General features: G+C 40.4%; 21 protein-coding genes and 2 tRNA genes. 11 read left to right on the forward strand and 12 right to left on the reverse strand.

The genetic code is table 11. The annotated features are described in order from the left end of the window. Window positions 1-784 precede the first annotated feature (784 nt). Window positions 785-859 (reverse strand) — tRNA-Asn (locus A7Q09_RS02545). Between the two features lie 273 nt (window positions 860-1,132). Here A7Q09_RS02545 and A7Q09_RS02550 point away from each other — a divergent pair. The 4 genes from A7Q09_RS02550 to A7Q09_RS11220 all read left to right on the forward strand — a co-directional run bounded on the left by A7Q09_RS02550 (window position 1,133) and on the right by A7Q09_RS11220 (window position 8,156). Then, the gene (locus A7Q09_RS02550) at window positions 1,133-1,885 is read left to right on the forward strand and encodes a TlyA family RNA methyltransferase (protein WP_134389751.1); all 753 of its coding nucleotides are present in this window, start codon (window positions 1,133-1,135) and stop codon (window positions 1,883-1,885) included. 325 nt (window positions 1,886-2,210) lie between these two features. Continuing rightward, the gene (uvrA, locus tag A7Q09_RS02555) at window positions 2,211-5,054 is read left to right on the forward strand and encodes an excinuclease ABC subunit UvrA (protein WP_134389752.1); all 2,844 of its coding nucleotides are present in this window, start codon (window positions 2,211-2,213) and stop codon (window positions 5,052-5,054) included. Next, window positions 5,051-7,585 (forward strand): tetratricopeptide repeat protein, encoded by a 2,535-nt coding sequence (locus A7Q09_RS02560; protein WP_134389753.1) that lies wholly within the window; start codon window positions 5,051-5,053, stop codon window positions 7,583-7,585. The genes uvrA and A7Q09_RS02560 overlap by 4 nt, the downstream gene beginning before the upstream one ends. Window positions 7,586-7,967: 382 nt before the next feature. Continuing rightward, window positions 7,968-8,156 carry an RRXRR domain-containing protein gene (locus tag A7Q09_RS11220; RefSeq protein ID WP_208526660.1) on the forward strand — a complete coding sequence of 63 codons (189 nt, stop codon included), beginning with the start codon at window positions 7,968-7,970 and terminating at the stop codon, window positions 8,154-8,156. Between the two features lie 321 nt (window positions 8,157-8,477). On the opposite strand, the gene A7Q09_RS02575 is transcribed toward A7Q09_RS11220, so the two are convergent. After that, on the reverse strand, window positions 8,478-10,424 hold the full coding sequence (locus A7Q09_RS02575; RefSeq protein ID WP_134389754.1) for an ATP-binding protein: 1,947 nt from the start codon (window positions 10,422-10,424) through the stop codon (window positions 8,478-8,480). 391 nt (window positions 10,425-10,815) lie between these two features. After that, window positions 10,816-11,940 (reverse strand): citrate synthase/methylcitrate synthase, encoded by a 1,125-nt coding sequence (locus tag A7Q09_RS02580; RefSeq protein ID WP_134389755.1) that lies wholly within the window; start codon window positions 11,938-11,940, stop codon window positions 10,816-10,818. 201 nt (window positions 11,941-12,141) lie between these two features. Here A7Q09_RS02580 and A7Q09_RS02585 point away from each other — a divergent pair, with 201 nt between their 5' ends. Together A7Q09_RS02585 and A7Q09_RS02590 are read left to right on the forward strand one after the other, a co-directional pair. Continuing rightward, complete coding sequence (locus tag A7Q09_RS02585) at window positions 12,142-12,921, forward strand: polysaccharide deacetylase family protein (protein ID WP_134389756.1); 780 nt, start codon at window positions 12,142-12,144, stop codon at window positions 12,919-12,921. A 68-nt stretch (window positions 12,922-12,989) separates the two neighbouring features. Continuing rightward, window positions 12,990-13,062: transfer RNA gene (locus A7Q09_RS02590), tRNA-Phe, on the forward strand. A gap of 22 nt (window positions 13,063-13,084) precedes the next feature. Here the strand turns inward: A7Q09_RS02590 and A7Q09_RS02595 are convergent. Beyond that, window positions 13,085-13,603: a DUF3455 domain-containing protein gene (locus A7Q09_RS02595; protein WP_134389757.1), complete on the reverse strand. Its 519-nt coding sequence runs from the start codon at window positions 13,601-13,603 to the stop codon at window positions 13,085-13,087. A gap of 60 nt (window positions 13,604-13,663) precedes the next feature. Between A7Q09_RS02595 and A7Q09_RS02600 the strand changes: the two genes are divergently transcribed. The 3 genes from A7Q09_RS02600 to panB are packed head-to-tail and all read left to right on the forward strand — an operon-like array spanning window position 13,664 to window position 15,902. Next, on the forward strand, window positions 13,664-14,623 hold the full coding sequence (locus A7Q09_RS02600; protein WP_244228472.1) for a class I SAM-dependent methyltransferase: 960 nt from the start codon (window positions 13,664-13,666) through the stop codon (window positions 14,621-14,623). 51 nt (window positions 14,624-14,674) lie between these two features. Beyond that, a complete protein-coding gene (gene folK / locus A7Q09_RS02605; RefSeq protein ID WP_134389759.1) occupies window positions 14,675-15,178 on the forward strand; it encodes a 2-amino-4-hydroxy-6-hydroxymethyldihydropteridine diphosphokinase in 504 nt (167 codons plus the stop codon). After that, complete coding sequence (gene panB / locus A7Q09_RS02610; protein WP_134389760.1) at window positions 15,129-15,902, forward strand: 3-methyl-2-oxobutanoate hydroxymethyltransferase; 774 nt, start codon at window positions 15,129-15,131, stop codon at window positions 15,900-15,902. Before folK ends, panB begins: the two co-directional genes overlap by 50 nt. A gap of 4 nt (window positions 15,903-15,906) precedes the next feature. Here panB and A7Q09_RS02615 read toward each other — a convergent pair whose 3' ends face one another. The 3 genes from A7Q09_RS02615 to A7Q09_RS02625 all read right to left on the reverse strand — a co-directional run bounded on the left by A7Q09_RS02615 (window position 15,907) and on the right by A7Q09_RS02625 (window position 19,248). Next, complete coding sequence (locus tag A7Q09_RS02615; protein ID WP_134389761.1) at window positions 15,907-16,953, reverse strand: hypothetical protein; 1,047 nt, start codon at window positions 16,951-16,953, stop codon at window positions 15,907-15,909. A 212-nt stretch (window positions 16,954-17,165) separates the two neighbouring features. Beyond that, entirely contained in the window at window positions 17,166-18,305 is a 1,140-nt protein-coding gene (locus A7Q09_RS02620; protein ID WP_134389762.1) for a glycosyltransferase family 4 protein, read from the reverse strand. Between the two features lies 1 nt (window position 18,306). Further along, on the reverse strand, window positions 18,307-19,248 hold the full coding sequence (locus A7Q09_RS02625) for a glycosyltransferase family 2 protein (protein WP_134389763.1): 942 nt from the start codon (window positions 19,246-19,248) through the stop codon (window positions 18,307-18,309). Here A7Q09_RS02625 and A7Q09_RS02630 point away from each other — a divergent pair. Continuing rightward, the gene (locus tag A7Q09_RS02630; RefSeq protein ID WP_134389764.1) at window positions 19,247-20,032 is read left to right on the forward strand and encodes a polysaccharide deacetylase family protein; all 786 of its coding nucleotides are present in this window, start codon (window positions 19,247-19,249) and stop codon (window positions 20,030-20,032) included. The two genes, A7Q09_RS02625 and A7Q09_RS02630, sit on opposite strands and share 2 nt — an antisense overlap. A 35-nt stretch (window positions 20,033-20,067) precedes the next feature. Then, the gene (locus A7Q09_RS02635) at window positions 20,068-20,844 is read left to right on the forward strand and encodes a glycosyltransferase family 2 protein (RefSeq protein ID WP_244228473.1); all 777 of its coding nucleotides are present in this window, start codon (window positions 20,068-20,070) and stop codon (window positions 20,842-20,844) included. A 20-nt stretch (window positions 20,845-20,864) separates the two neighbouring features. Here the strand turns inward: A7Q09_RS02635 and A7Q09_RS02640 are convergent, their stop codons facing one another. The 5 genes from A7Q09_RS02640 to A7Q09_RS02660 form a co-directional block, all read right to left on the reverse strand. Next, entirely contained in the window at window positions 20,865-21,818 is a 954-nt protein-coding gene (locus A7Q09_RS02640; RefSeq protein WP_134389766.1) for a glycosyltransferase, read from the reverse strand. Between the two features lie 79 nt (window positions 21,819-21,897). After that, window positions 21,898-22,827: a glycosyltransferase gene (locus tag A7Q09_RS02645; protein WP_134389767.1), complete on the reverse strand. Its 930-nt coding sequence runs from the start codon at window positions 22,825-22,827 to the stop codon at window positions 21,898-21,900. A 42-nt stretch (window positions 22,828-22,869) separates the two neighbouring features. Continuing rightward, entirely contained in the window at window positions 22,870-23,418 is a 549-nt protein-coding gene (locus A7Q09_RS02650) for a hypothetical protein (RefSeq protein ID WP_134389768.1), read from the reverse strand. Then, window positions 23,411-23,791: a hypothetical protein gene (locus tag A7Q09_RS02655; protein WP_244228474.1), complete on the reverse strand. Its 381-nt coding sequence runs from the start codon at window positions 23,789-23,791 to the stop codon at window positions 23,411-23,413. The genes A7Q09_RS02650 and A7Q09_RS02655 overlap by 8 nt, the downstream gene beginning before the upstream one ends. A 121-nt stretch (window positions 23,792-23,912) precedes the next feature. Further along, window positions 23,913-24,410 carry a thioredoxin fold domain-containing protein gene (locus tag A7Q09_RS02660; RefSeq protein WP_134389769.1) on the reverse strand — a complete coding sequence of 166 codons (498 nt, stop codon included), beginning with the start codon at window positions 24,408-24,410 and terminating at the stop codon, window positions 23,913-23,915. Between the last annotated feature and the right edge of the window lie 82 nt (window positions 24,411-24,492).

The following is a 24,492-nucleotide window of genomic DNA, read 5'->3' on the forward strand; positions in this document are numbered from 1 at the left end:
GATGAGAGTGTCAGGGTCTATCAAAACCTCAACACCCTCATCGGAGAGCTTGCCCTGGCTAAATCTGGTCAGTTATCTCCAGGAATCCCCTGCCTTTAGGCATGGGGAGGATGTCAATTGCGCGTGTATACGAAACTGAAGAGAAGAATTTTGCCTACTCCCACTAATCAATGATCTTCTGCCCTTATATTTATTGCAGAACATTTCATAATTTGTCGCAGGATATAGAGCATTCTTGTTAGTTTTCTTCCCATCAAAAATGAACATAGCGGATGGCTCCAAGTACATAAGCTTCCATCATATATAAGCCTCCATAATATGATACAGGTAATATGCTTTATTTTCATTGTGCCTCCAATCCAGCGGTTTTGTGCTTGCATTGAATAAACTGGATTCCTAAGCCAAATAAGCAGATTAACTTGTCATTGTTTTCATCAAACACAACAAACCAAAGCCTTTTGCCATATCCAGCAGAAAAACTCTAGGGAGACAGGTGTAATAAAAAAATAGCTCCTGCTTAAATTCCGAATTCACAACAACGAACTTCAGACGATTGCTGCTCCTCAGGGCTATTTCCATTCGATGGGGACATTTCAGAAAATGTACGCAACTTCCAGAAGTCAACCCCAAAGCCTGGACGGTGGACTTCAACATGAAGAATGAAAAGGATTGAGAAAGTGGTATTAGTAGAAAAGAGTACAGCAAAAACAATAAAACTCCACTTAAGATTACTCCATGAGGTTTGATGTTAAAGAGGAACTGTCAAATTTGATCTTTTGAAATCTGGCTCCGGAGGTAGGATTCGAACCTACGACCAAACGGTTAACAGCCGTCCGCTCTACCACTGAGCTACTCCGGAATTTCTCTTTTTTATTCTGCTTTCTTTTCTAATTTAGTAGACTTATGTCTAAATTTAAAATAGATCGGAAGCAAAAAAAATGTCTTATTTTTCAAACGCAATCAAGGATTTTCTGTTATAACTGCTTTCTTTGTTACTATATACTATTAGAAAGGAGCATCATTTTTTGGACAGCTATCATCTTTTCTTTCGCCAATTTTTTTAATGGGTTTTTCATTAAATTAGTAAATAGAGAGAATTGCAATTTTAAATTAAAAGATTTTTTCTTGGTCTGTGAAAAAAGAAAGGCTTGATCAGTTACTAGTGCGCAAGGGGATGGTTTCTTCCAGAGAAGAGGCCCAAAGGCTCATTCTTGCAGGGCAAGTTTTGGTCTTGGATAAACCTGGAGCTATACTGAAGCCAAGTAAGCTTCTTGATCCCAACCAACCTTTAGAAATCTCCCAAAGGCAAAAGTACGTAAGTAGAGGTGGTTACAAACTGGAAGCCATTTTCCAAGCATCTCATTTGAATGTAGAAGGGAAAGTGTGCTTGGATGTTGGTTCTTCTACAGGAGGATTCACTGATTGCTTGCTTCAGCATGGAGCACAAACTGTGTATTGTATTGATGTAGGGAAAGGGCTTTTACATTGGAAAATAAGGTCTGATCCTAGAGTAAAAATTATGGAAGGGATAAATGCGCGGTATTTGAAAAGGGAAGATTTCGATCAACTTTTTGATGTGATCACGGTTGATGTCTCCTTTATTTCACTAAAATTGATTCTTCCCGCTCTTATCCCTTTGCTCAAAGCCGATGGATTTATTTGTGCTTTGATTAAGCCGCAATTTGAAGCAGGGAAAAAGGAGGTTGGGAAAAAAGGAGTCGTTAGAGACAAGAACGTTAGGAATCGAATCATCAAAGATCTCGAGTTTTGGCTTGCCACTACCTTTCCCATGAAAACGTCTATAATTATTCCTTCTCCAGTTTTAGGACAGGAAGGGAATCAAGAGTATTTGTGGCTAATGAAAAAAGAAAGTGGTTTTGCTTGATTGAAACGGTGATTGGCTGAGAAGGTTGTATTTATCTCTGGTGGATTAGTTTAAACAATATAGAGCTGATTATTTGCCAAGAAGATAATTTTCAATGGGAATGTTCCTTCAGGTGGACTGAAGAACAATTAGTTTAGGAAACAAAAAGCAAATTGCTTGGATGTAAAATGGTTAAGAGAAGGGAGAGAGAGGGTTAGACAGCATTAGGAGCTGGTTTTAAAAGGGAGCTAGCAGGAGGGATGCTTTGAAAATAGATAGGAGGGGACGATTATTTCCTTCTATCTAATTGGAGCATTTTAGTTTTGGGCTCTAGGCTAGGAAGAATATGATAGAGAACTCTTTTATTAGGATCAAAGGAGCAAAGCAACATAATTTAAAAGACATTTCCTTAACTATTCCGAAAAACCGCCTTACGGTAATCACAGGGGTCAGCGGTTCGGGGAAATCCTCGCTTGCTTTTGATACTCTGTATGCCGAAGGGCAAAGGAGATATATGGAAAGCCTTTCGGTCTATTCGAGACAGTTTCTTGAACAGCTTGAAAAACCAGAAGTTGAGCATATAGAAGGATTAATTCCTGCTGTTGCAGTTGAACAGAAAACTTCGACAGCCTCTGCTCGTTCCACATTGGCTACTTCGACAAATATCTATGAATATTTGAAGTTACTTTTTGCACATCTTGGTCAGCCTCACCATCCGCTGACTGGGAAAAAACTAAAAAAATATACAATCGAAGAAATAGTTTCTCGTCTTATGGCATTGCCACAGGAGACACCGGTTATGCTTTTGGCTCCATTGATCAAAAAAGAAAAAGGCAATTTTATTCCTCTTTTAGAGCAGATGCAAAAAGAAGGGTTTTTAAGGGCAAGAATCGATGGGCGCCTTCAAGAAATTGAAGAGGTGGTGAGTCTTTCCCCAGAGGAAGCCCATTCAATAGAAATACTGATTGACCGGATACGGATTGAGCCAGATATAACGAGCCGTCTTTATGATTCTGTAGAATTGGCTTTAAGGATAGGAAGAGGTGTATTATGTGCGGTCTTTCAAGATACTCAAGGTAAATCGATTGAATGGGTCATGAGTAATCTTCATTATGACCCAGAAACAGGTTTTCTTTTTCAGGAACTAAGTCCAAAACACTTTTCGTATAATTCTCCTTTAGGAGCTTGTCCTAAATGCCAGGGGTTAGGTAGTGAGCTTGATTTTGATCCTGCTTTGCTGATTCCCGATCCAACTGTCTCTTTGAAAGATAATCCTTTGGCTCCTTGGGAAAAAATCGGAGGAGGATTATCTAAAGTTTTCCTTAAAGAATTGCTCGAACAAGCAGCTTTGTTTGGAGAACCTATCGATAGGAGCTGGCAAGACTGTTCGGAGGAATTTAAGCAGACTATCTTGTTTGGCTCTTCGAGTATCTTAACAAAAAAGAAAAGAAAAAGTTTTAAGCCTTTTGAAGGCGTTATTCCTGCTCTCAAAAGAATGTATGAGGAAAGCAAGTCTGCAATCATTAAGGCTAGGCTTAAAGAATTTATTCTTTCAGTTCCTTGTAAAGCCTGTAATGGGCAAAGACTTAATCCAGAAGCCTTAGCTGTGACTATTGACTTGAAAGGCTGGCCGGGGTTTAACATATCGAAGGTGCTGGGTCTTACTGTATCGGAGGCTTTGTGTTGGGCAAGACAACTCTTAGAGTATTATACGAGTGATAAGGCAGCTCAAGAAATGCTCTCTGGATTAGCAGCTAGGCTCCAAAACCTCGAAGAACTTGGACTTGGGTATCTGACATTGAACAGAGAGATTGCCACTTTGTCTGGAGGAGAATCGCAGCGGGTAAGATTGGCCACACAACTTTCAGGAGAATTGACAGGCTTGCTCTATGTGTTGGATGAACCAAGCATTGGTCTTCACCCAAGGGATACAGACAAATTGATGAATACAATAAAAAGGCTCAAAGACATGGGTAATACAGTCGTGGTTGTAGAACATGATGAAAAGACCATTAGAGAAGCTGATTATATCGTTGAACTTGGGCCTGGAGCTGGTTCGGCTGGCGGTCACATTGTTGCTTCTGGAACTTTAGAGGATATATTGAAATCCAAGGCTTCATTGACAGGAGCTTACTTACGCGGGGATCTTTCTATTCCAATTCCTGAAAGACGAAGAAAACCATCAAGAAAGTTTATACGACTCTTTGGCGTCAGAAAGCATAACTTAAAAAACATCGATGTTACTTTTCCTATTGGACTTTTCTGCTGTGTCACTGGAGTAAGCGGATCAGGTAAAAGCACTCTTGTCAATGATGTCCTTGCAAAAATATTTTTGCAGCAAGGCAATGGTCCAAAGACTGAATTGGATCTATGTGATAGGGTGGAAGGATTGTCCTTGATAAAAAAAATTGTCATTGTAGATCAATCTCCCATTGGCAGATCCTCTCGATCAAATCCAGCAAGTTATTGTGGGGCTTTGTCTATCATTAGAGAACTTTTTGCAAAACTTCCCAAATCGAAGATCATGGGATTTTCAGCTGCGAGGTTTAGTTTTAATGTTCCTGGAGGTCGGTGTGAACGGTGTAGAGGGGAGGGGCTTATAGAAGTGGAAATGGCATTTCTTCCGCCAATTTTTGTTGTTTGTGAAGCATGCCAAGGGAAACGATTCAACCGGGAAACATTGGAAGTCACTTACCGGGGGAAGAATATTGCAGATGTCTTGGATATGACTATAGAAGAAGGCTGCGATTTTTTTAGGAATATCCCTTCTTTATTCGAAAAACTCGAAATGATCTCAAAAGTTGGTCTTGGCTATTTAAAACTTGGACAACCTGCTATCACTCTTTCGGGAGGCGAAGCACAGAGACTGAAACTAGCTGTGGAATTGCTAAGAAAGACAGAAGGCAGAACACTTTATATTCTTGATGAACCAACAACAGGTCTGCATTTTGCCGACATTGATTTGCTTCTCAAACTGCTCCATAATCTAGTGGAACTAGGCAATACGGTGATTGTGATCGAACATAATCTTGATGTTATTAAGTCGGCAGATTATGTTATAGACTTAGGACCGGAGGGGGGGGAGAAGGGGGGAGAAGTCGTTGCAACTGGTAGCCCGGAAGAAGTGGCCAGAGAAACCATAAGCTGGACTGGGAGATACCTACGAGCCTTATTTGAGCGACAGAGATGATTAAGCGGCTTTTGATCTTTTTTTTTCTTTTTCTGACTACTTACTCTAGCTTTTGGAACAGTTTTGCACTGAGTCTTGAAAAATATCTTTATGATCAGATCAATGAATCAATGGATGATAGCCTACTTAGTCGAGTGGTCGAATTATCGAAAGAATTTGAAAAGAGTTATCCTCAATCCTCAGATCTTTCTGCCGTTTATCTCAAGCATGCAGAAGCCTTGTATTTCCTAGCCAAATACGAGGAGCTCATTACGCTTTTATCGCAAAAAGGACTACCGCCATTTTCCGTTGAAGATTCTGGGAAAATCGCTTTTTGGAAGGCCGAAGCTTACCGAGCTATGGAAAAATGGGCAGAAGCGATTCGAGAATACGAGACGGCTGAAAAATATCTTCTGGATCCTGTACTACTTGAAAAGGTTTGGATTAGAAAAGGCTTTTCTTTATGGCAAGATGGGAGGACAAAGGAAGCTCAAGAAACGATTAGTAAAGTCTTACATTCTAAAAATGCGGCTAGTTGTGCTGAAGCCTTGTTAATCTTGGGAAAGATTGCTTTAAGTAATGGCAATCAAAATGAAGCCAAAGAGTATTTCCATTCGGTCATAGCTAAAAGCCCTAATTCGCAAAGTGGTATTGAAGCCAAGTACTGGATAGGAAAGCTACTGGAACAAAACCATCCTCAAGAGGCTGTCCCCTATTTTCAGTCTGTTGTGGATCAAGCGGGCTTTTCTAGAGATATTAACGTGCTTGGTTTCTTTGAACTTGGAAAAACTTATCTGGCTTTAGAAGAAACGGGAAAAGCGATGCAGGCTTTTGAAAAAGGGCTTAGTTTGTGTAGAAAAGAAGATGTACAGCTTCTTTTTGTAAAATACTATTTGGATGCAGCTATCGCTTTGGGCCGGCTTAACGAGGCTAGACAGAAGCTTTTTTCTATGTTCCCTCTCGAAAAAGGATCAAAGATTGGAGCCTGGGTAAGATTTATTGAGGCTGAAGAAGAAGCCAAAAACGATCAATATGATTTTGCATTGCTTCTTTTGGAAAAGCTTTTGGATAGTCAATCCTTGTTAGGGACCGATAAACAGGTGGAATATACCCTAGGCAGAATTTATTATGAGATGGGTTCTAAGGAACCTGCTACAAAATACTTTTATCAAGCACTGGCTTCGATGGATGCGCATGTAAGCGAACATGCATTGTTTTATCTGGGGCTAATTGACTATGATAAATCAAAATTTGAAGATAGCGCTAATAAATTTGCGCAGGCTGTTCAAAAACAGGGGGAACTTGAAGAAGAGGCCCTTTATAATGTACTGCTTTCAAGGGCTCGGATGCATAATGTTGATGATTTTCTCAAAGCAAAAGAAGCTTTTTTATTGAAATATCCTACAAGCCACTTGCGCTTGGAAATTTATCTTACAGAAGCTAATCTTTGGGAAGAACTCGATCAATTTGATAATGCCATTGGCATCCTCGAAAAAGCGCTATCGGATCCTTTAATAAAAAAAGGGAAAGCCATTTTACTTTTAAATCTCGGAAAACTCTTTTTAAAACAGACAAAATATGCTGAGGCTACCGAAGAATTTATGAGGCTTTGTAATGATTACCCAACCGAAAAATTTGTGCCTGAGGCATTATATCTGGCTGTTTTTTCTGATTATCTCGCTGGCCATATAGGTGTGCATGCTGCCAGAGAGAGGATGGTAGAAATTTTAAGAAAGTATCCTTCCGACCCAATTGCCCCTAAAGCTTTGTTTTCGGCTGCTGAGTATGCCTATGATGAAGCGGATTTTTATGGGGCCCGATGGCTTTTTGAAGAAGTACCGAAAGACTATCCCAACAGTGAACTAGGAGATCAGGCTTATTATTGGGCATCAAAAGCAGCAATCGAGTGCAAAGATCTTTCGGGGGCCGTGCTGCTTTTGGAAAAAATTCCAGAAAATTCCCCTATAAAATCCGAAGCTAGATTATTGCAAGGCAAGATTTATTTTGATCAGAGCCAATACCCAGCCGCCGTTTCGCTTTTTGATGGAGTTTTGGATAAAGAGCCGACAGGAAAACTGCACGTGATTGCGCTCTTAAGAAAGGCCGATTGCTTTTTTGCCATGGCGGCTAAGGAAAAAAAATATTATCAGGAAGCATCTTCTCTTTATTCCAATGTCATAAAAGACCCATCAGCTGATATTGAGGAAAAAGACGAGGCTGCTTTCAAATTTGCAGTTTGCCTTCAAAAGCAAGGAAGAATTGAGGATGCATTGGCTTCCTTTTTGGATGTTCTTAATGGGAGGACAGACCATATAAAATTTGACGCTGAGCGAGAGAATCCACAAGCATCGCAATCGACCCTTTTCCCCGAGTTTTATTGGAGAATTAAAGCTGGCGTAGAAGCAGCTTTAATAAAGGAAGAACAGAAAGATTGGATTGGAGCCCTCACCATTTACCGCAAACTAGAATCCCTTGGTGGACCTACCCAACAGGAGTTTCATGAAACCCTCAATAGGCTTAAAAAAGAGCACTTTTTAACAGAAGGCTTCTAAAAGCTTGGATCCATAATAGAATTTCTTATTCTCTATTAATAAGAACTGTATTAGTAAGAATGCGGAGTCTATAGGGACAAAACGCTGTTGGTAAGAGTCAACTCCCCCGCCCTAAAGGGCGGAGCTTGTGAAAGCAGGCTAGGTTGACCAGGGAAAGCGGTAGTCAGTCCGCTATGTTTGCAGGCGGCTCGTCGAGACGCACCGGCGAATGCTTTCTAGAGTTCGCCGCTCTGCAAAGTGAGGATCATGCTGGGCAAAGGAAAAGGCCCGAAGGTTCAGACCGCATCCGAAAGCCGGTTGCAAACCTTCCTGAGGGAAGATGGGCAGCGATGCTTGCGTTACAAGTCTTCGTAAGGACTGAGGTTAGAAAATAGCAGTATTTGTGTTGGACAAACGTCTGAAGCATCTGATGCCGTGTTCGGAGAAATGGGCGCGTCTTCTGTTGAGTTGTGGCCGGGCGCGGATCTACCGGATGGTGTCCTTTACCATCCGGCTGTGGATCGCGGGGTGGAGCATTCCAGCGCACACGCCTAAGGAGGCAAGCATTTCTACGCGGATACCTGGCCCGTAGCAAAATCGGCTTTGGGTTCCAAACGGGCGATCTGGTGCGGGCCGTAGTCACGAACCGGTAAGAAGGTAGGCATCAACTGGGCCGTGTCGCCACTTGTGCCAGTGGCAATTTCGACATCCAGACTGGAAAGAGGCTAGTGCAAGGGCAGGCAAGTGCTGATTCTGCGCCTTGGTCGGGTGGGCCGATGGGTATGAGTATTCGTGGACCTTGATAGCATTGGACAAAGGAGACGGCGGGAACCGGGGCGGCTCGCACCGGCGCGCTATCCCTCCACGGCCTGAATGCCGGGGTTTCCCGCGCAAATCGATGAATTCTTTTCGATCAATGTATCCAAAGGAAATGTGGGAGACCAGAGAGAGAAGGAACGACAAGGATTTCTGGGGAAAAACCTGCGGCACGCAGAATATCTTTTCTAGTTAGTTTTAAGGGTAAACTCTCCTGTAGAGAGGAAAAGCCAACGGATTTTTTGTCTCTTATTGTGTCGCGAACAATTTCGTAGCAGGTTTGTTGGAGCTCCTCTTCATACGATGGGTTGATCAAAGGATCTTGTTTGGAAATCAAATAGCGGGCTAAAGTTTCCATTTTTTCTTTTATGCCGGATTGTTCAAAAAGAGTGTCTTGGTAGGCAGTAATGAAAAGAAGATAAAGGGCAGAGATTTCAGTGAACTGTTCGAAAGCAACTAGGTGGAATTGAACGGGTAGGTCTTTTGCTTGTTTAAGCTTTGAATGGAAGGTAGGAGGGATCGTGGGAGGGAGGAAACAAATTAAAGAGAGGTTAGAGTCGATCTTCTTTTTATTTACTTCAGAGAGGAATGCTTCAGTCAAAAAATAAGGAAAAGGCTCAAGACTAAGCCAGTAAAGATGCGAGTGGACAGTCCAACAGAGATCAAAATAGGGCTGTTCTAGATTGGCAACTGTTATCCAGGAGATGGTTCTGGCTGCAGTTGTCAAGAACCAGATCATAGGCGCTTGGAAAGGGAGCAGTCGTGGATTTAATTCTATAGCCAGTTTAGCTTCGAGCAGAACTGTCTCGAAAAAAGGCATTGCGGAGATTTGTGGATTTTTTAATTGAGATAAAATTTTGTTGTAACCGAATTCAAAGAATGCATGAAAGGCTGTTGCCCCTTCGTAATTCCGATATAGCTGTTCTATGGCCATTTTTTTCTCCTTTTTTAACCCTTTTATCATGGTCAACCTTGAGCATCCCACGGCCACAAGATCTTCTTTGGTAGGAGCTTCCATACGGACTGTAAGTAAATGAGGACAAATTTGACTACTAGTTTGGAGAGCCTTTAGAAGAGGTTCAGTCCCAACAATCAATAGGAATCTGTTGGGAAAGGAAAGAAGTTCTGAAAGAAAGCAAAGAAATCTATCGAGCCAAGATTCGCTACTGAGGAGAGGGTCCCAATGATCGAAAACAACAAGAAAGGGTCGGACCTTTGAAGAAAGGTAAAATAAATCTTTAATTTTTAATTTTGCCTCTTCTTCTTTGTCTATCTGTAAAGGTTTAGAGGGGATATCAATAAAGGAAGGTTCGGGACTTACGAAAGGCTCTCCAAAAAACCAATTTTTGCACATTTCCGTTATTCGTCTATCTTGTCTAAGGACAGAAAACCCATAGATGACTTTGATCCAATCTCTTGGGTCGTTAGCGAAAGCTCCCCATCTGGTCAGTTCTTTCTCCAAAAGGGGAAGGACAAAAGGAAAGTCTCTTTTCAGCCATTCCACCCATTCTGGAACGACTTCTTCGGGGAGAAGCGAGGTCGGATTTTTTTTTAAAAAAACAATAGCAGAACGAATTTTCCTGTATAAACTTTTATTCTTTTGGGCGGCTTCATTTACTAGCTCAAGAAGAATGCCATAGGTAAGAACATCGAGTTGATTTGCTTGGCCGGGCCAGCATCCTGTAGAGCCAGATTTTTCAGGGAAAAGTAGCTCATTGTAAATACATTGCCGAAGGTATTGAAAAAAACCGAATGGAGAGAAAAGGGGAGGAATCGAAACAAGAAAAAAGTTTGGCGAAAAATACTGGAATAATCTTCCTACTAGATGGCTTTTCCCAACCCCACTAGTTGTCGAATAGAAAACAATGATTTTTTTCTCTACCTCTTTCTTTCGGCTTGAAAAAAGGTTAACGATTTGAGTAAAACTCTCTTTCCCAATCCCTTTTACTGTTGGGGATATTTTTCTTGGATCATAACTGTGCGATCCAAAAAAAATATTCCAATCAAGATTGTTTTCTTTTTTATTATTAAAAAAACCGATCATTTTTCATTTAGCTAAGCATTAGAGGCTTTTTCTGGATATTTTATAGAAGAAAGAAAAGAATAGTTTCCTATTTTTTATAAATTTGCTCTTCTAGAAAGAAGAGTGACAATAGAGAGCTTTTTTTCATCACCCACTGCATCCCACTCAGAACATCCGTAGGCCCAGACTCTTGCCTATCTTTAGGCCTGACCACATAGGGAGAAGACCAACAGGCAGCTTTATTAACTAATATTGCTCACCTTGTTTTCTAGTTGCCACTGAATCCCTTCAAGGCATACTTCAGGCACCGATCAAAGAGGTCGCATCGCATACGCTTTTATCTTTAGGCATGCGAGTGTTAAACTTAGACCTTTTGTTTCTTTTGAAAACTTGAACTATACACTCTCAAGATTCAATTTCTTTCTTCAATGGGTATAAATGGCTTGGGAAGAGGACCGACATATTCGGCAATGGGTCTAATCAGCCGGTTATTAGCCCTTTGTTCAAAAATATGGGCACACCATCCAGAAGTTCTAGAAATCACAAAAAGAGGGGTAAAAAGAAAAGTAGGGATTCCAAGAAAATGATAAGTAAGAGCACTGTAGAAATCTACATTGGGGTACAGATGCTTTTCCCTGAACATGACTTCTTCAATTCTTTCTGCAATGGAAAAGAGGTTTTTCTTTGAGGGCTCATCGGAAAGCTTTTTAGCCCATTCTTTTATAATATCCGACCGAGGATCACCATATTTATAGACTCGATGTCCAAAGCCCATGATTTTCTCTTTTTTGGTAAGCATGGATTTTATGCCAGCCTCGGCCTCCTCCGCTGATTGAAACTGACTGATTTGTTCCATGGCTGCTTCATCTGCTCCTCCATGCAACGGACCTCTTAAAGCACAGATTCCTCCAGTAATAGCAGAATAAAAGTCCGAAAGAGTCGAAGTAATCACTCTACAGGTAAAAGTCGAAGCATTGAATTCATGCTCGGCATGAAGGATTAGGGCGACATCCAGGGCGCGTATTTGAGAGGGACTAGCAGGATGACCATATAAAAGGTGCAAAATGTGAGCGGCTATTGTTTTTTCGCTTTCTGAGGAAGTCTCAATAGAGCCTTTGCCCATATGATATTGATACCAGAACAGTAGCATGGAAGGCATGATTGCCAGTAGCCTTTTAGCAATAGTCAGCTGAAGGTTGCTACTCTTTTCAGGTTCAAGGGTTCCAAGCATTGAACAGCCCGTCCGCAACACATCCATGGGATTGGTGTCTTTGGGGATGAGTTTTAAAACGGTTTGAAGTTCAGGGGGAAGAGAACGCAAGGAGATTAGCTGATCAATGAATTCGTTAAGCTGTGTTAAGGTGGGTAATTCTCCATGGAGTAAAAGAAAGATGACTTCTTCAAAGGTTGCCTTTTTTGCTAAATCATGAATGGAATATCCTCTATAAGTCAAGTCCAGTCCTTCTTTTCCTACGGTGCTAATAGAAGTTTTTCCTGCTACGATCCCTTCTAGTCCTGCTTTTGTTGCTTCAGTCATAAATTTAGTCCTTTCTAATAAGCTTTTTGTTTATTAAATAAATGTATTGTTCTGTCTCATCGTTGATGAAAGGATGAATTTTTTAAGTATAAAACAAATGCAATGCGAATATTGTTCTTATTATAAAGTTATTCTTATTTCAAAGATTCAAAGAATAAGTTGATGATGTATCTTAAAAATGCTAAATAAAAGGATTTGTCAATGAATAGAAGATTTTTTATCAAAAAAGTTTTTTTCTCATTCTTTGGTTTTAGCATTGGATATTCTCTTAGGGATGTTTTTCCTCTGCAAAAGCCAATTGTCAACTCTCATGCGACTGCTCCAGCTCCAAGCCCTTCAAAAAACCCACTAGATATCGAAGTCCCCTTTGTTCATAGCGGTCCTGGTTTTGGCAGAAGGATTGCAATAACTTTTGATGATGGGCCTGTTCCCTATACCACTGAAATGGTTTTGCGCGCTTTAGAAAGCAGGAAAATCCCTGCAACTTTTTTCATGCTTGGAGAGCATGTGAAGGCTTATCCTTCTTTAGCTAGAGAAGTGCTTGCAGCGGGACATGAGATTGGCAATCATACCTTCAATCATCCCCAACTTTCTAAGCTGTCCGATGCTCAAGTAGAAGACCAGATCCGACTTACTCAAGATTTGATTGTGGATGCTACAGGAACTCGTCCAGTATGGCTGAGACCTCCTTATGGATCATTCCGACGCTCTCAAGCGCATATAGCCTATAAATTTAAGCTGGGGGTGGCCCTATGGAATGTGGATACAAGAGATTGGACGAAGCCAGGGCTACAAAAAGTAATGAAGATTATTGAGGAGGAAACGAAGCCTGGTGCAATCATTCTTTTGCATGATATTCATAAAGAAACCGCACAAATGACAGGGCAAATACTCGATTTTCTTCTGGAAAAAGAATATGAATTTTCGACCATTTCTGGATTTATTGGGAATCCCTATGCGCCTGTTCGAGTTCCTTCCTGAAAATATCCTTTGGAGTTGACTTTGGCTGCTTTTGCTTTTTTAATCATATAACTGTTTTTTTTCTTTCTGGCTGGGTAGCTCAGTCGGTAGAGCAGCGGACTGAAAATCCGTGTGTCGGCGGTTCGATTCCGCCCCCAGCCATAGGGTTAGTGAGACTTTTTTTTCAAAAAGATTGGGTCGTCTTGGCTAAAAAAAGATAAGTGGCTCGATAGGATATTTTCGAACATTGATTCTTTTTAGAAGGTGCTTTTTTAGGTGGGAGACCTCCTAGGGTAGCAACCCGAATGACATACTGGACATTACTTAAAAGACCTTTGCCTTCGTGAGATTTAACTTTTAGAAGCAGCCAGGGAATAGCAGTCTTTTGTTCCACCTTTGCTATGGGAGGAAGCATAGTGGTTATTTTACTCCCATCGTTTAGCTCCCAACTTGGCCCAGAATAATGCTTGCCTATTTGTTTCCCTGATTTATCAAACAGTAAGGCTTTTGGAGCTGTCAATTTCCATTCAAAGCTGCTTTTTTTCCCAATTTGAGGCTGACTGGAATAGATCTGAACCCCTTTTGCCTCGGCTACCAAAACAACCATCGTATGGGAAGGAAGCACAAGCCCAGAGTTTTTTTGTGCGAATAAAAGGGAAAATTGGAATAAAAAGAAAAAAGTTGTAAATAAAAAATTCTTCATATTGAGTTATCACAGTCATTTTTAGCAAAGAGTTTTTAATCTATTCAATAAAAAATGCCGATGATACTCCCTAATATTACAAAATGCAGGATTTGTGGCTGTGAGGCTAGTCATCCTGTATATATAGCTCAAGAAACCATTATGGGTAGTTTTGAGCGCTTCGGTTATTTCAAATGTTTAGAGTGTGGCTGTTTGCAGATCGACCCTATTCCTACAGATCTAGCAAGACATTATTCAGCCAACTATCAGTCCAAAATTTTGGAATTTGGAACCTTGGCAAAAAAAAGCCTTTTTAAAAAATATCTAGCCTGGTTCCTTTTGTTTATGGGAAACAAAAAAGAAAGCTCTCTTGAGATTTTAAGAAAATTATTTCCTGGCTTTCTCTGGCAATTTAAAGAACTAGGCATCCATCAACACTCAAAAATTCTTGATTATGGTTGTGGAAAGGCTCAATTTCTCTTCAGGCTGTATAGTTGGGGATTTGAAAATCTTTATGGATTAGATCCTTATTGGCAAGGTCCAGAAATTGAGACAAAAGGAATGGTCATAAAAAAAGGGGATTATTCTCAACTAAGGGACCAATTTGATCTAATCGTTTTAAACCACGTGATAGAGCATCTGGAAAAGCCTCTTGATGTTTTAAAAATTCTAAGAGATCATCTCAAGGAAAATGGGGTGATCTTAGTTAACACTCCCCTTGTGGATAGTTACGGATGGAGAAAGTTTGGAAATGCTTGGGCGATGTGGGACCCGCCTCGACACCTTCATATATTTAGTGTCAAATCGATGGCGTTGGCTGCTAAAAAATGTGGATTGAAAGTTGAAAAAGTTAAATACGATTCTGGTAAAAATCTTTGGACGACATCCCAACTCTTTTCTATGAATCCCGAATCGCAATCTGGCTTGGCTATTTCCCAAAAAGAATTGACAAAACGACAAAAGCCTATGAACAAATTTTTAAGGATGATTGAAGCGATAGGGGATAGTGATATGGCTTCTTTTTATTTACGAATCAACTGAATAGACTTGCCGTTATATTACAATACCGATTCAAAACCGTTATTTTTTTCTATGAAAGTAGGCATAGGAGTGGGGACCAATCAGGGGAAAAGAGAAGAGCAAATCAGAGAAGCTTTAGCCTTTTTAAAACGATTAACCGAAGGAGAACATTTTCTTTGCTCTTCTATTTGGGAAACTGAGCCAGTGGATTGTCCCATAGGCTCGCAATGTTTTCTGAATTGTGTTGTCGAAATTGACACCTCTCTCTCTTCCCGAAGCTTATTACAACGTCTTCAAGATTTTGAACTTTCTCAAGGCAGATTGCCTCTCTTCGAACGAGAAAAAAATGGGCCTCGGCCGATAGATTTGGATATTTTATATTATGGTTCCAACATTATCGTTGAACCTGATCTTCTCATTCCTCATCCGCGGATCAGTCAAAGGCGTTTTGTTCTAGGGCCCCTGGCCGAAATTCGACCAGAACTCATCCTTCCAGGATACTCAAAAACCATTAAAAGCCTTCTTCATGAACTCGATAAAAATAACAGCAGATTGGATAAGACACCGGAAAAATAGTGGTGAAAAGATTGCGGCAATGACTGTTGTCGATTATCCAACAGCGAAAATCCTTGACGAAGCGGGTTTGCCACTACTGTTGGTCGGAGATTCTCTGGGAATGGTGGTATTAGGTTATGAAGATACGACAAAAGTTAGCTTGGATGATATGCTTCATCATGTTCGAGCGGTTGCTCGGGCAAAAGTCAAAGCTTTAGTTGTTGCCGATATGCCTTATGGCTGGAATCGTAACCCTCAGCAGGCCCTTTATTGTGCCCAAAGACTTTGTGATGCGGGAGCAGAAGCAGTGAAAGTGGAAGGTGGAACGGAAATTGCAGCTTCTATAGAAATGATTCTTGCTAAAGGCATTCAGGTGATGGGACATATTGGATTGATGCCTCAATTCTTGGGAGAAACGCCAAGGTATAAAAAGCAGGGATTAAGGGAAGAGGAAAAAAAGAAGATTATTGATGATGCACTTTTTTTAAGCAAGGCAGGTGTCTTTTCTATTGTGCTTGAGGCTGTAGAAGATCAGCTGGCAGAAGAAATAACCAAAAGAGTGGATGTTCCAACAATTGGAATTGGCTCAGGCAAATTTTGCGATGGGCAGATCCTTGTTTTCCATGATCTTATGGGACTTTTCCCATGGTTTCGGCCAAAATTTGTTCAACCAAAATTAAACTTAGCTTTGCTCATCAAAGAAGCAGCAACGGCTTATAAAAAAGAGGTTCAAGATGCCACCTAAATTATTATTTAGAAGAAAATTCAGATAGAAAAGCTTGATCCGCGTTTTTTGTCCCCTGCAATAAGGCAAGTCCGTAGGCCATGCGATTGACATCTTCTAATAACCCACCAATTGGAACGGCAAGCATATGTGCCTTCCAAACCAAAGTCGTCATCTTGCCTTTTGACTCCAAAGGCCACATTTCTACTATTTCCATGCCGTTGTAGTAGATTGCACTCACATAAAATTCGAGGTTGATCTGTTGCCAGCTTTCTTGGGTTTTGAATCCGTAGCTGGTTCCAAGGGAGAGTGTGCCCATGCCGTTAGCATCGAAAAAATTGCAGTAATAGTTTTGGGGAGGTTGCTGACTGGTCCAATTGCTGAGCAGAGAATCAAGAAGAGCTTGATAACGGGCATAAATTTTAGGGCTTGCCTTTGCCAATTTGTCAATTTCTTCTATGGGTTTTACCGGGCTATTCCCGTTTTCATAGGGAGGAAGGTTGAGAAGTCCGGATTTTGAGTAATTAAGTAGTCTGGACTCTAAATCGTTCACAAAAAAAGCATGGAGGGCTTGTGCGGAATGTTCATCAATTTTCCCCTTAAAGTTAGAAAGCTCTGCTTGGAGTTGTTTGATTTCTTCTGTACTCAGGTTAATGGAGCTTCGGCCTGGTTTCACTCTGAATGCTTCCTGAAGCAGTTTTTTTATTGGAGCTTTCTTGATATCGAAGGCTAAGGCATTAAATGGAAAAGCATCGGCGGTGGCATGCTCCAAATGACTAAAGACTTTCAGCGATGGGAATTTGCTTGGATCCCAGTGTAAAAAAGCATTGGAAACAGTCTGTGGATCAGTAGGCACTATGAAACAAGTTTCGATTAATATCACATGGCCTTTGCTGTTTTTATCATCAAAGTTTCCTAGAATTGTTCCTTCAGATAGACTGGCCTCTGAAATATTGGGAATAGAACTAAAAGAAGCAACTTCCTGGAAGGGAGAAGAAAAGAGGAATGTTGGCCTAAATAGTAACCATAACAAAAGGAGCCAAAAACTTAGTTGCTTTTGAAAATTATTCATTTAAAAAAATCTTTATAGTTTATTGATTAGCAATAAATTACAAAGTTGAGAGTAAACGTATACTTCTTTTTACTCAATGAGCAAACCCTCCTACTATATGTTCTATCAAGTTTTTTCATCTTATCCAAGTAGAATGGAGGACTTTTTATGCCTTAGAATTTTAAATCAATCCTATTATGCTTCTTCCTTTTATTCGGAAGGAAAGTTAACACCTATAGCGTATCATATAGCTTTAACATGTTTTTTGCCATAATGTTGTAGGAATAAGAAGAGGCAATTTTTTTATGATATTCCCACCGTTTTTCTTCTGGAAGCGGCGGCCAATTTCCGATATCAACCATTGCTTGAGATAATTCTTGTATGGACCATGGGGGGATTAGCCTGCCAAACTGACAGGCCTCAAAAGCTTCAGGGATGCCGTCTAAAAAAGTGGCAATGACTGGCTTGCCGCAGGCAAATGCTTCTAAGATAACTAGGCCAAAGGCTTCAGTGGCGATGGCTGGATGAACCAGACAGTCAAGTGCATTGATCCAGTTTTCTATTTCAGAGTTATGAGGGATGAGAAAGAAGTGGTCTTGCAAAAAATAACTTTTTATTTTTTCTTCAAGCAACTGTTGCATGTTCCCTCTTCCGATAAGGAGAAATCGGCTCTTTGGAAGCAGCTTTCGAACATGGTATGCTGCTTCGATAAATTCCACCTGACCTTTCCCCACAGGAAAATCATAACTGCCAATCATTCCGAAAAGAAAATGATCGTCTTCAATCCCCAATTTATTCCTTAACTGGATTGCTTTTTTGGGGTAAAACCGTTGGGTGTCAATGCCCCCATAGATGACTTTAATTTTTCTGTAGTCTCCCAAAAGCGGATCCCTTTGGTGCCGTTCTTTTATGGGGCACAGTGGATCGTAATCTCCCTGGATGAGAACTTTTTTTGTAAATTGAGAGACTGCAACCAAACAGTCGCAAAACTCTAAAAGATAATGTTTACTGATCCAAGAACCAGGACTTTTAGCCATATGACGCGAGAGAACAATCTTTGGCTTAGATGCGGCTAAGGAACCAGCGACAATGGTTGGCCAATAGTCTCTCCCATGATGCGCATGCAAAATGGAAATTTCTCGACTGGTAATTATTTTCGATAGCTGGATAATCCCAGAAAGATTTTTTTCCCAATGGACTGTTTCTATCCCATAGTCTACTATTAGAGAGGAAAGTTCCGCTCTTTGTGGACAAGCAACGATGACAGGAATCCCTAATTCTTTGAGGCCCCTTGCAAGCAAGAGGCATTGATTGTCTGTCCCTCCCCCCTTCAACAGGGAATTGATCAATAGCACCTTAAGCTTGTTTTGCATTTTAACTCTTAGATAGCCCCATGCTCTCAGGCATTCCTTTGAGATGCCAAAGGGCGATTTGATAGCCAATCCTTAAGCGTTCGGAATTACGTCTGCCTAAAGTTAAAAGATAAAGGAGGCTTTCAAAAATCAAAGAGAAGCTAAGCCGTAACAACAAACCAACTTTTAAGAGCAGAAATTCAGGATATGGACGGTGGATTTTAAAGTACCTGTATCGAGATTTCCAATACTCGATTCGAGCTTCGACTAGAACCGTTTTAGCTGTTTTCCCTTGCCCATGCCACACTTTGACTTGCGGCAAATAATACACTTGATAGCCCTTTTGTATGACCCTAAAACAGAAATCAGTTTCTTCAAAAAAGAAAAAAAATCGTTCGTCTAATCCTCCCAATTCGTCCCAAATTTTCTTTCGAACGAGGAAAAAGGCACCAATAACTGATTCAACGGCTTGGGGGTTTTTAGGTTTATTTTCTTTACCTGGGAATTTTTTCGGGAAAAGCTTTCGAAGCAGCGACTTATTCCCTAACTCAGTTAAAAGCGTAGGAAAATTGGCGATCGAATTTTGAAGTGTCCCATCTTCATTAAGAAGTTGTGCACCGCATACCGCACACTCTTTGTGTGTTTCCATCCAACTAATAGCTTGTTGGATGGAGTCAGCTTCTAACCTAGCATCAGAATTAAGCAATAAAAGATAGTCGCCTTGAGCATATACGGCTGCAGAGTTGACTGCTTTTGCAAACCCAAGGTTAGTTTCGGAACGAAGATAGAGGACCCAAGGAAAAAATTTTTTTATCATTTCTTCTGTCCCATCTTTTGATCCGTTGTCGAAGACGATGACTAGCTTTGGAAAAGAGTCTTGGCTTTTTTCAATAGAAAGGAGAGCTTCTTGAAGCAACAGTTGGGTATTGCAACTGACTATAATTATCGATAAATTCGCATTCATGGCTGGCTTACCTAAAATCTCTTCCAAACTCGATGAATCCTTTACCCATCTGTCCCATTACCGAAGAGTGTATGGAGATAAGACCCCCATACTCATGTACCATCATATTGGAAAAAGTCCAAAAGAATCAAAATTCCCTTCATTGTGGGTTTCCAATTTGCTCTTTGAAAGACAATTAGGAGAATTCTGGTCAATGGATTGGCCTTCCATAACACTTGGAGAATTTGTTGCAGCAAGTTGTTCGGTCTGTCGTGGTGTTATTATCAGTTTTGATGATGCTTATCAATCTGTTTTTACTCGAGCCTTGCCGCTTTTAAATCGGTTTCGCATGCGAGCCATTCTGTTTGTGGTTGCTGGATACATTGGGAAAACGAATGAATGGGATAGACCTTTAGGAGAGCCGGCCCATAAGCTAATGACGGAAGAGGAGATTAAGGAGTGGATTGCTTCTGGTCAGGAAATTGGCAGTCATACTTTTTCGCATCCGCATTTGCCTCTTCTTTCTAGCAAAGAACTGAAAAAGGAAATAGAGGATTCAAAAAAGTATCTGGAGGATACTTTCTCGGTACCCATCCGCCATTTTTCGTTTCCTTATGGGCAATACACTAAACAATGCTTGGATATCGTTGAGCAAGCTGGATATGAATCTGCTTGTCAAATTGGAGAAGGAGTGAATTTGCCAGGAGAAAATCCTTTTGCTCTTAAAAGACTGACTGCCCGAAGGCCCAAAAGGAACTTAAGAACTTTCTTGCATATGCTGCTGCCTTTTAGACATACCGCCTGATTGCTCTCATGGATAAACTGCCGATAAGTCTAACGATGATAGCGAAGAACCAGGCGCATAATTTGCCTAGAAGTTTAGGCAGTGTGGCCTCATGGGTCAGCGAAATTATCCTCGTCATTAATGATTGTACCGATGAAACGGAATCTGTGGCAAAGCGCTATGGGGCACGTGTGGAACAAAGACCGTGGAGTTGTCGTAGAGATCAAAAAAATATAGCCCTTGATTTGGCTTCGTATCCGTGGGTTTTAGGATTGGATGCAGATGAGGTTGTCTCGGATGCTTTACGGCAAGATATCCATGACTTTTTTAGAGAGGATCATCTACAGTACGCTGGGGCTTATTTTCCAAGGAAAACATGGTTCATCGATCGGTGGATTACCCATGGGGATTTTTATCCTGATTACAGTTTGAGGCTTTTTCGAAAAGATTGTGGACGGTGGGGAGGCAGTAGAGAACATGATAAAGTTATCGTTGAAGGAAAGGTTAAAAAATTGAAAGGCGAGCTCCTCCATTATTCGTTTCCTACAATCGATTTTACGATTACTAAACTTCCAGAGTACGCTAGTTCTTTTGCCAAAGAAGCATTGGAAAAAGGAAGGGGGTGGAGTTGGCTCGATGTACTCTTTAGACCTCCCTGGAGATTTTTTAGAAGCTACATTTTGAAATTAGGTTTTCTTGATGGGTTCCCAGGATTTTATGTGGCCTACATGGCAGCCTTTTCTAATTTTTTTCGGTATAGCAAACTTTTTGAATTGTCAAAAAGCTGCGATCATAGCAACCCTGCTCAAAGGGATCACAATCAAAGAAAATAGGGAACGATCACAGCTGGCCTTTATCTTTCTTTAAAGAAAGGCAAGAGACGTCTGCTCATGTATTTGATTTTGTTCATATCTGAAAAGGAAAGCCCTAAAGAAAGACCAAAGCGATAACGGAAAGGCAATTTTTGTTCCAATAGTTCCTTATGTTTTTTGAAATAGGCATCAGCAATAGAGAGATCCACGGATTTATAGGCTAGAAACTTTTGAAATCGGTTTTTTAGAATGGCTGCTTGTCTTGTTTCAGTGAGCATCTTTTCTTTTTTCAAATATTCAATCATTTCCTCAAGGAGCGCATCATGATCCTTAAGAATTTCTATAAAATGGCTAACTGCTCGGCTGTGCCTATGACCTACACGGTACACAGCCCCAGGAGTAGGACAATAAACAAACTTCAATTTATTTGTAATAGCGCGCATATAAAGGCTATAATCTTCGCAAAGATGTAAGTTGTCCCATCCGCCAATTTTGAGCAGTGATTGTTTTCGCCAAATATAGGATCCTATTTGTGGCATATCCCAGGAAAGCCATAAAATTAAAGGATCTTGGTAGGAGTCAGCACCTAGCAAATTATTTTGATGGATGGATGCCCCATTTTTCCAGATTTCAACATAAGTTGGAGAGTATAAGACATCGGCAGAATCGATCTGTTCTTTTGCTTCCTCAAATTGTGTTTTTATTTTTCCTTCCACTAAATAATCGTCATGATCTAGGTACTGAATCCATTCGCCAGTCGCTTCCAGAAGGATTAAATTTCTACTTTCAGAGGTATCCAATGTCTTTTTTAGACTGATAAGCTTAATTTTATCCTTGTATTTATTTAAAATAGAAGGAGTTTCATCAGTGGAACCTGAGTCAATCACTATTATTTCTTTTTTTTCCCAATCCTGGGATAGAGCACTTTCTAAAGTTTGGATAATCCATTTCCCCGGATTATATGCAGGAATGCCAATGGTGACTGTTGGATCCATTCTTGTAAAAGATATAGAATCCTTTTTATTTTATATTTTTTCGATTCTCAATAATTTTCGGCTGGACAACACCATTTTTTCATCTGAGCCTAAAAAGGCTTTGAATTTTTTCAGTAGCAAAGAATCCAAAAAGAGAATACGAAACATTGTATCTCCAAGACCCATCGACATAAAAAAGACCCACTGCTTTTTGCTTTCTTTCTAAAGCTACTGCTTCCTCTATTTTTCCTTCTTTTGCAAGCCATCTGGCAATTAAAAAATAGGCTTTACCAATTTCTATTTGAAGCTCAGGATCCATGCGGCCAGTTTGAATCAACCATTGTACCATCCTATCCATGCATTTCTTTTTTTGGTTAATGAAATCTAAAGCTTGTGCATGCGGCATAGGCTTGTTTCTATAATTCCAATAAGCCCCAGGAATCGGCGTCAAAGAAAATCTTAAATTCGATTGAATGGCTCTTCCTACAAGTTCATAATCATCAAACAGTGGGGCATCATCTCTCCAGCCACCAATTTTTATAGCCGATTCTTTTTTCCAAAGATACCCACCCGTTTGCGGCAGTTCGGAGGAAAACCAGAGAGAAAGCAAAGGTTTGTGCATTGTTTTGGCCGAGGGGACATATTTCTCTTTTCCTTCCGGAGAAACAGCAATGATAGGGGAATAGAAGACATCGATAGCATCTAATTGGGTTGTTAGAGAAAAGTGATTTTTAATTTTATTTGGCTCTAAGTAATCGTCGTGATCGAGCCACTGTATCCAGTGGCCATTGGCTCTTTGCAATGCTTCGTTTCTGGCTTTGGCTCTACCTATTTTTTCTTTGAAAAAAACATGCAAAACCGCTCCTCTAAACCTTTCAATAATTTCAGCTGTTTTATCCGTAGACCCATTGTTAATGACGAGGATCTCTTTGTTCGGCCATGACTGATTGAGAGCGCTAAGAATGGCCTTTTCGATTGTTTTTTCGCCATTATAGGTAGGAATGGCGACAGTCACAGTCGGTGGGTTCATTTATTAATACTCTTGGCGATACTGGAAAAAAAGAAAAGGGATTTAATGGGCTGTTTCGTTGTCTTGAGAATCTTGATTGGGTTGAGCAGAAGAGGACGAAGAGGAAGCATTGGCAGGAAGAGCGGCCGGAGGTTCAAAGGCATTTGGAAGGTTGGATGACTGGGAAAGAGATTTTAGCTCACGCATTCGAGAACGCATCGCATCCATTTCCTGATGCATCTCTTTTCTTTGTTCGATCAAACGAGTAACGATCGTGGTCAAACAATCGACTTTTTTTTCTTTGGGAGCCTTTTTCAGTTCTTTGAGAAGGCCGTCAAGCTCTTTGTCCTGTTTATCAAGTAGTCTGCGGAAGCTTTCCTGCATTTCTGATACGATGGCCCGCTGATTAGCATCCAACAGTTGATCCTCAGAGCCTCTTTTAAGGTTATGAGGTTGAGGAGGTGCTTGGGCTATAAGCCTGTAGGTTCCCGTTCCTATCAGGAAGAAAAAAAGAAAGGAAGCAATCCAGTGATTATGCCCAATAGAAAACCTTTTGGAAAAGTGGAAAAAACATGGAAAGGAATTCTTCTTTGAAGTGACCCTTTTATTCATGATGTTCTTTATGATTTCCCATCATTTTATGATGCATCGCTTTCATTTCCTCATGCATCTGAATCCGTTGATTGACCAGGGTATTTAAAAGGCTAACAACTTTATCCAATTTTTGGTCTTTAGGAGCCTTGTTCATTTCGTTAGCCAGTTTCTTTAATTCCTCATCCTGTTTATCCATCAATCGCTGCATTTTTTCATGCATCTCTCTAGCCATTTTATGCCTATAGGCTTTACCATGAGGATGGGAGTTTTCAGAAGAAGAGGATTGTGCTTGGGGATCAGCTTGAGACTCGGTAGGATTTTGAGCAAAAAGTGGAGACAATAATAGGCTTCCAAAAACAAAACAACAGCTAATATACTTTAACTTTTTCATTTTCATTGTATTCCTCATCCTTTTTTAAACCATGAATAGAAATTGTGTTTCTTTTTTTAGAAAAAAAATTAGAAGGCTGTCAAGCTCGTCACAAGCAAAAAGAAATGCATGAACACAAGCGTTAGTTCTTGGAAATGATTTTTTGACGTAATTTCTCAATTTTATCAATGAATGGTTCTGGTCCCCCAGGCATATAGCCAAAGGTGGAAAGCTCTTCACCGCTTGGAGACAAAAGGATCAATGTTGGAAAAGAATCCACGTTGTATTGGTTCGCTAAATCCTCATTCTGTTTTTTTAATTCTGCCGATTGAGTTTTATGCTGAGGGAAATCAACTTCGAGTAAGACAAGATTTTTTTGAGCATAGTTTTTGAACTCCTGGGTTGAAAAAACTTCTTTGTCAAGTTTTTGGCACCAAGGACACCAATCAGAACCGGTAAAGTTCATTAACAGCATTTTGTTTTCTTTCTTAGCTTCGGAAAGGGCTTGTGCATAATTGGTTAGCCATTTGGGATTTTCAGAAGCTAAAAGAAAGGGCAGTGGTAAAAAATAAAAAAAAAGTGTTATTATATAGAAGCTATTCTTGGTCTTAAGGAGAGGAATAAATTTATTATTGGTCATATAGGTATGATTTTAAAAGCCTTATGGTAAAAATCAACCGCTCTTTCTTTCTAAATTGTCATTGGGATATAAATTACTTTAA

Origin of the sequence: Methylacidiphilum sp. Yel, from assembly GCF_004421185.1 — a bacterium.
Classification (GTDB): domain Bacteria; phylum Verrucomicrobiota; class Verrucomicrobiia; order Methylacidiphilales; family Methylacidiphilaceae; genus Methylacidiphilum.

What these genes read in the sequence shown, in the direction of transcription:
- A7Q09_RS02595 (WP_134389757.1), bottom strand. Translation starts at nt 13,603, where the DNA reads ATGAAGAATTTTTTATTTACAACTTTTTTCTTTTTATTCCAATTTTCC.
- A7Q09_RS02645 (WP_134389767.1), bottom strand. Translation starts at nt 22,827, where the DNA reads ATGAACCCACCGACTGTGACTGTCGCCATTCCTACCTATAATGGCGAA.
- A7Q09_RS02655 (WP_244228474.1), bottom strand. Translation starts at nt 23,791, where the DNA reads ATGAAAAAGTTAAAGTATATTAGCTGTTGTTTTGTTTTTGGAAGCCTA.
- A7Q09_RS02575 (WP_134389754.1), bottom strand. Translation starts at nt 10,424, where the DNA reads ATGATCGGTTTTTTTAATAATAAAAAAGAAAACAATCTTGATTGGAAT.
- A7Q09_RS02620 (WP_134389762.1), bottom strand. Translation starts at nt 18,305, where the DNA reads ATGCAAAACAAGCTTAAGGTGCTATTGATCAATTCCCTGTTGAAGGGG.
- A7Q09_RS02625 (WP_134389763.1), bottom strand. Translation starts at nt 19,248, where the DNA reads ATGAATGCGAATTTATCGATAATTATAGTCAGTTGCAATACCCAACTG.
- A7Q09_RS02600 (WP_244228472.1), top strand. Translation starts at nt 13,664, where the DNA reads ATGATACTCCCTAATATTACAAAATGCAGGATTTGTGGCTGTGAGGCT.
- A7Q09_RS02630 (WP_134389764.1), top strand. Translation starts at nt 19,247, where the DNA reads ATGGCTGGCTTACCTAAAATCTCTTCCAAACTCGATGAATCCTTTACC.
- A7Q09_RS02660 (WP_134389769.1), bottom strand. Translation starts at nt 24,410, where the DNA reads ATGACCAATAATAAATTTATTCCTCTCCTTAAGACCAAGAATAGCTTC.
- A7Q09_RS02640 (WP_134389766.1), bottom strand. Translation starts at nt 21,818, where the DNA reads ATGGATCCAACAGTCACCATTGGCATTCCTGCATATAATCCGGGGAAA.
- folK (WP_134389759.1), top strand. Translation starts at nt 14,675, where the DNA reads ATGAAAGTAGGCATAGGAGTGGGGACCAATCAGGGGAAAAGAGAAGAG.
- panB (WP_134389760.1), top strand. Translation starts at nt 15,129, where the DNA reads ATGAACTCGATAAAAATAACAGCAGATTGGATAAGACACCGGAAAAAT.
- A7Q09_RS02650 (WP_134389768.1), bottom strand. Translation starts at nt 23,418, where the DNA reads ATGAATAAAAGGGTCACTTCAAAGAAGAATTCCTTTCCATGTTTTTTC.
- A7Q09_RS02585 (WP_134389756.1), top strand. Translation starts at nt 12,142, where the DNA reads ATGAATAGAAGATTTTTTATCAAAAAAGTTTTTTTCTCATTCTTTGGT.
- A7Q09_RS02580 (WP_134389755.1), bottom strand. Translation starts at nt 11,940, where the DNA reads ATGACTGAAGCAACAAAAGCAGGACTAGAAGGGATCGTAGCAGGAAAA.
- A7Q09_RS02635 (WP_244228473.1), top strand. Translation starts at nt 20,068, where the DNA reads ATGATAGCGAAGAACCAGGCGCATAATTTGCCTAGAAGTTTAGGCAGT.
- A7Q09_RS02615 (WP_134389761.1), bottom strand. Translation starts at nt 16,953, where the DNA reads ATGAATAATTTTCAAAAGCAACTAAGTTTTTGGCTCCTTTTGTTATGG.
- uvrA (WP_134389752.1), top strand. Translation starts at nt 2,211, where the DNA reads ATGATAGAGAACTCTTTTATTAGGATCAAAGGAGCAAAGCAACATAAT.
- A7Q09_RS02560 (WP_134389753.1), top strand. Translation starts at nt 5,051, where the DNA reads ATGATTAAGCGGCTTTTGATCTTTTTTTTTCTTTTTCTGACTACTTAC.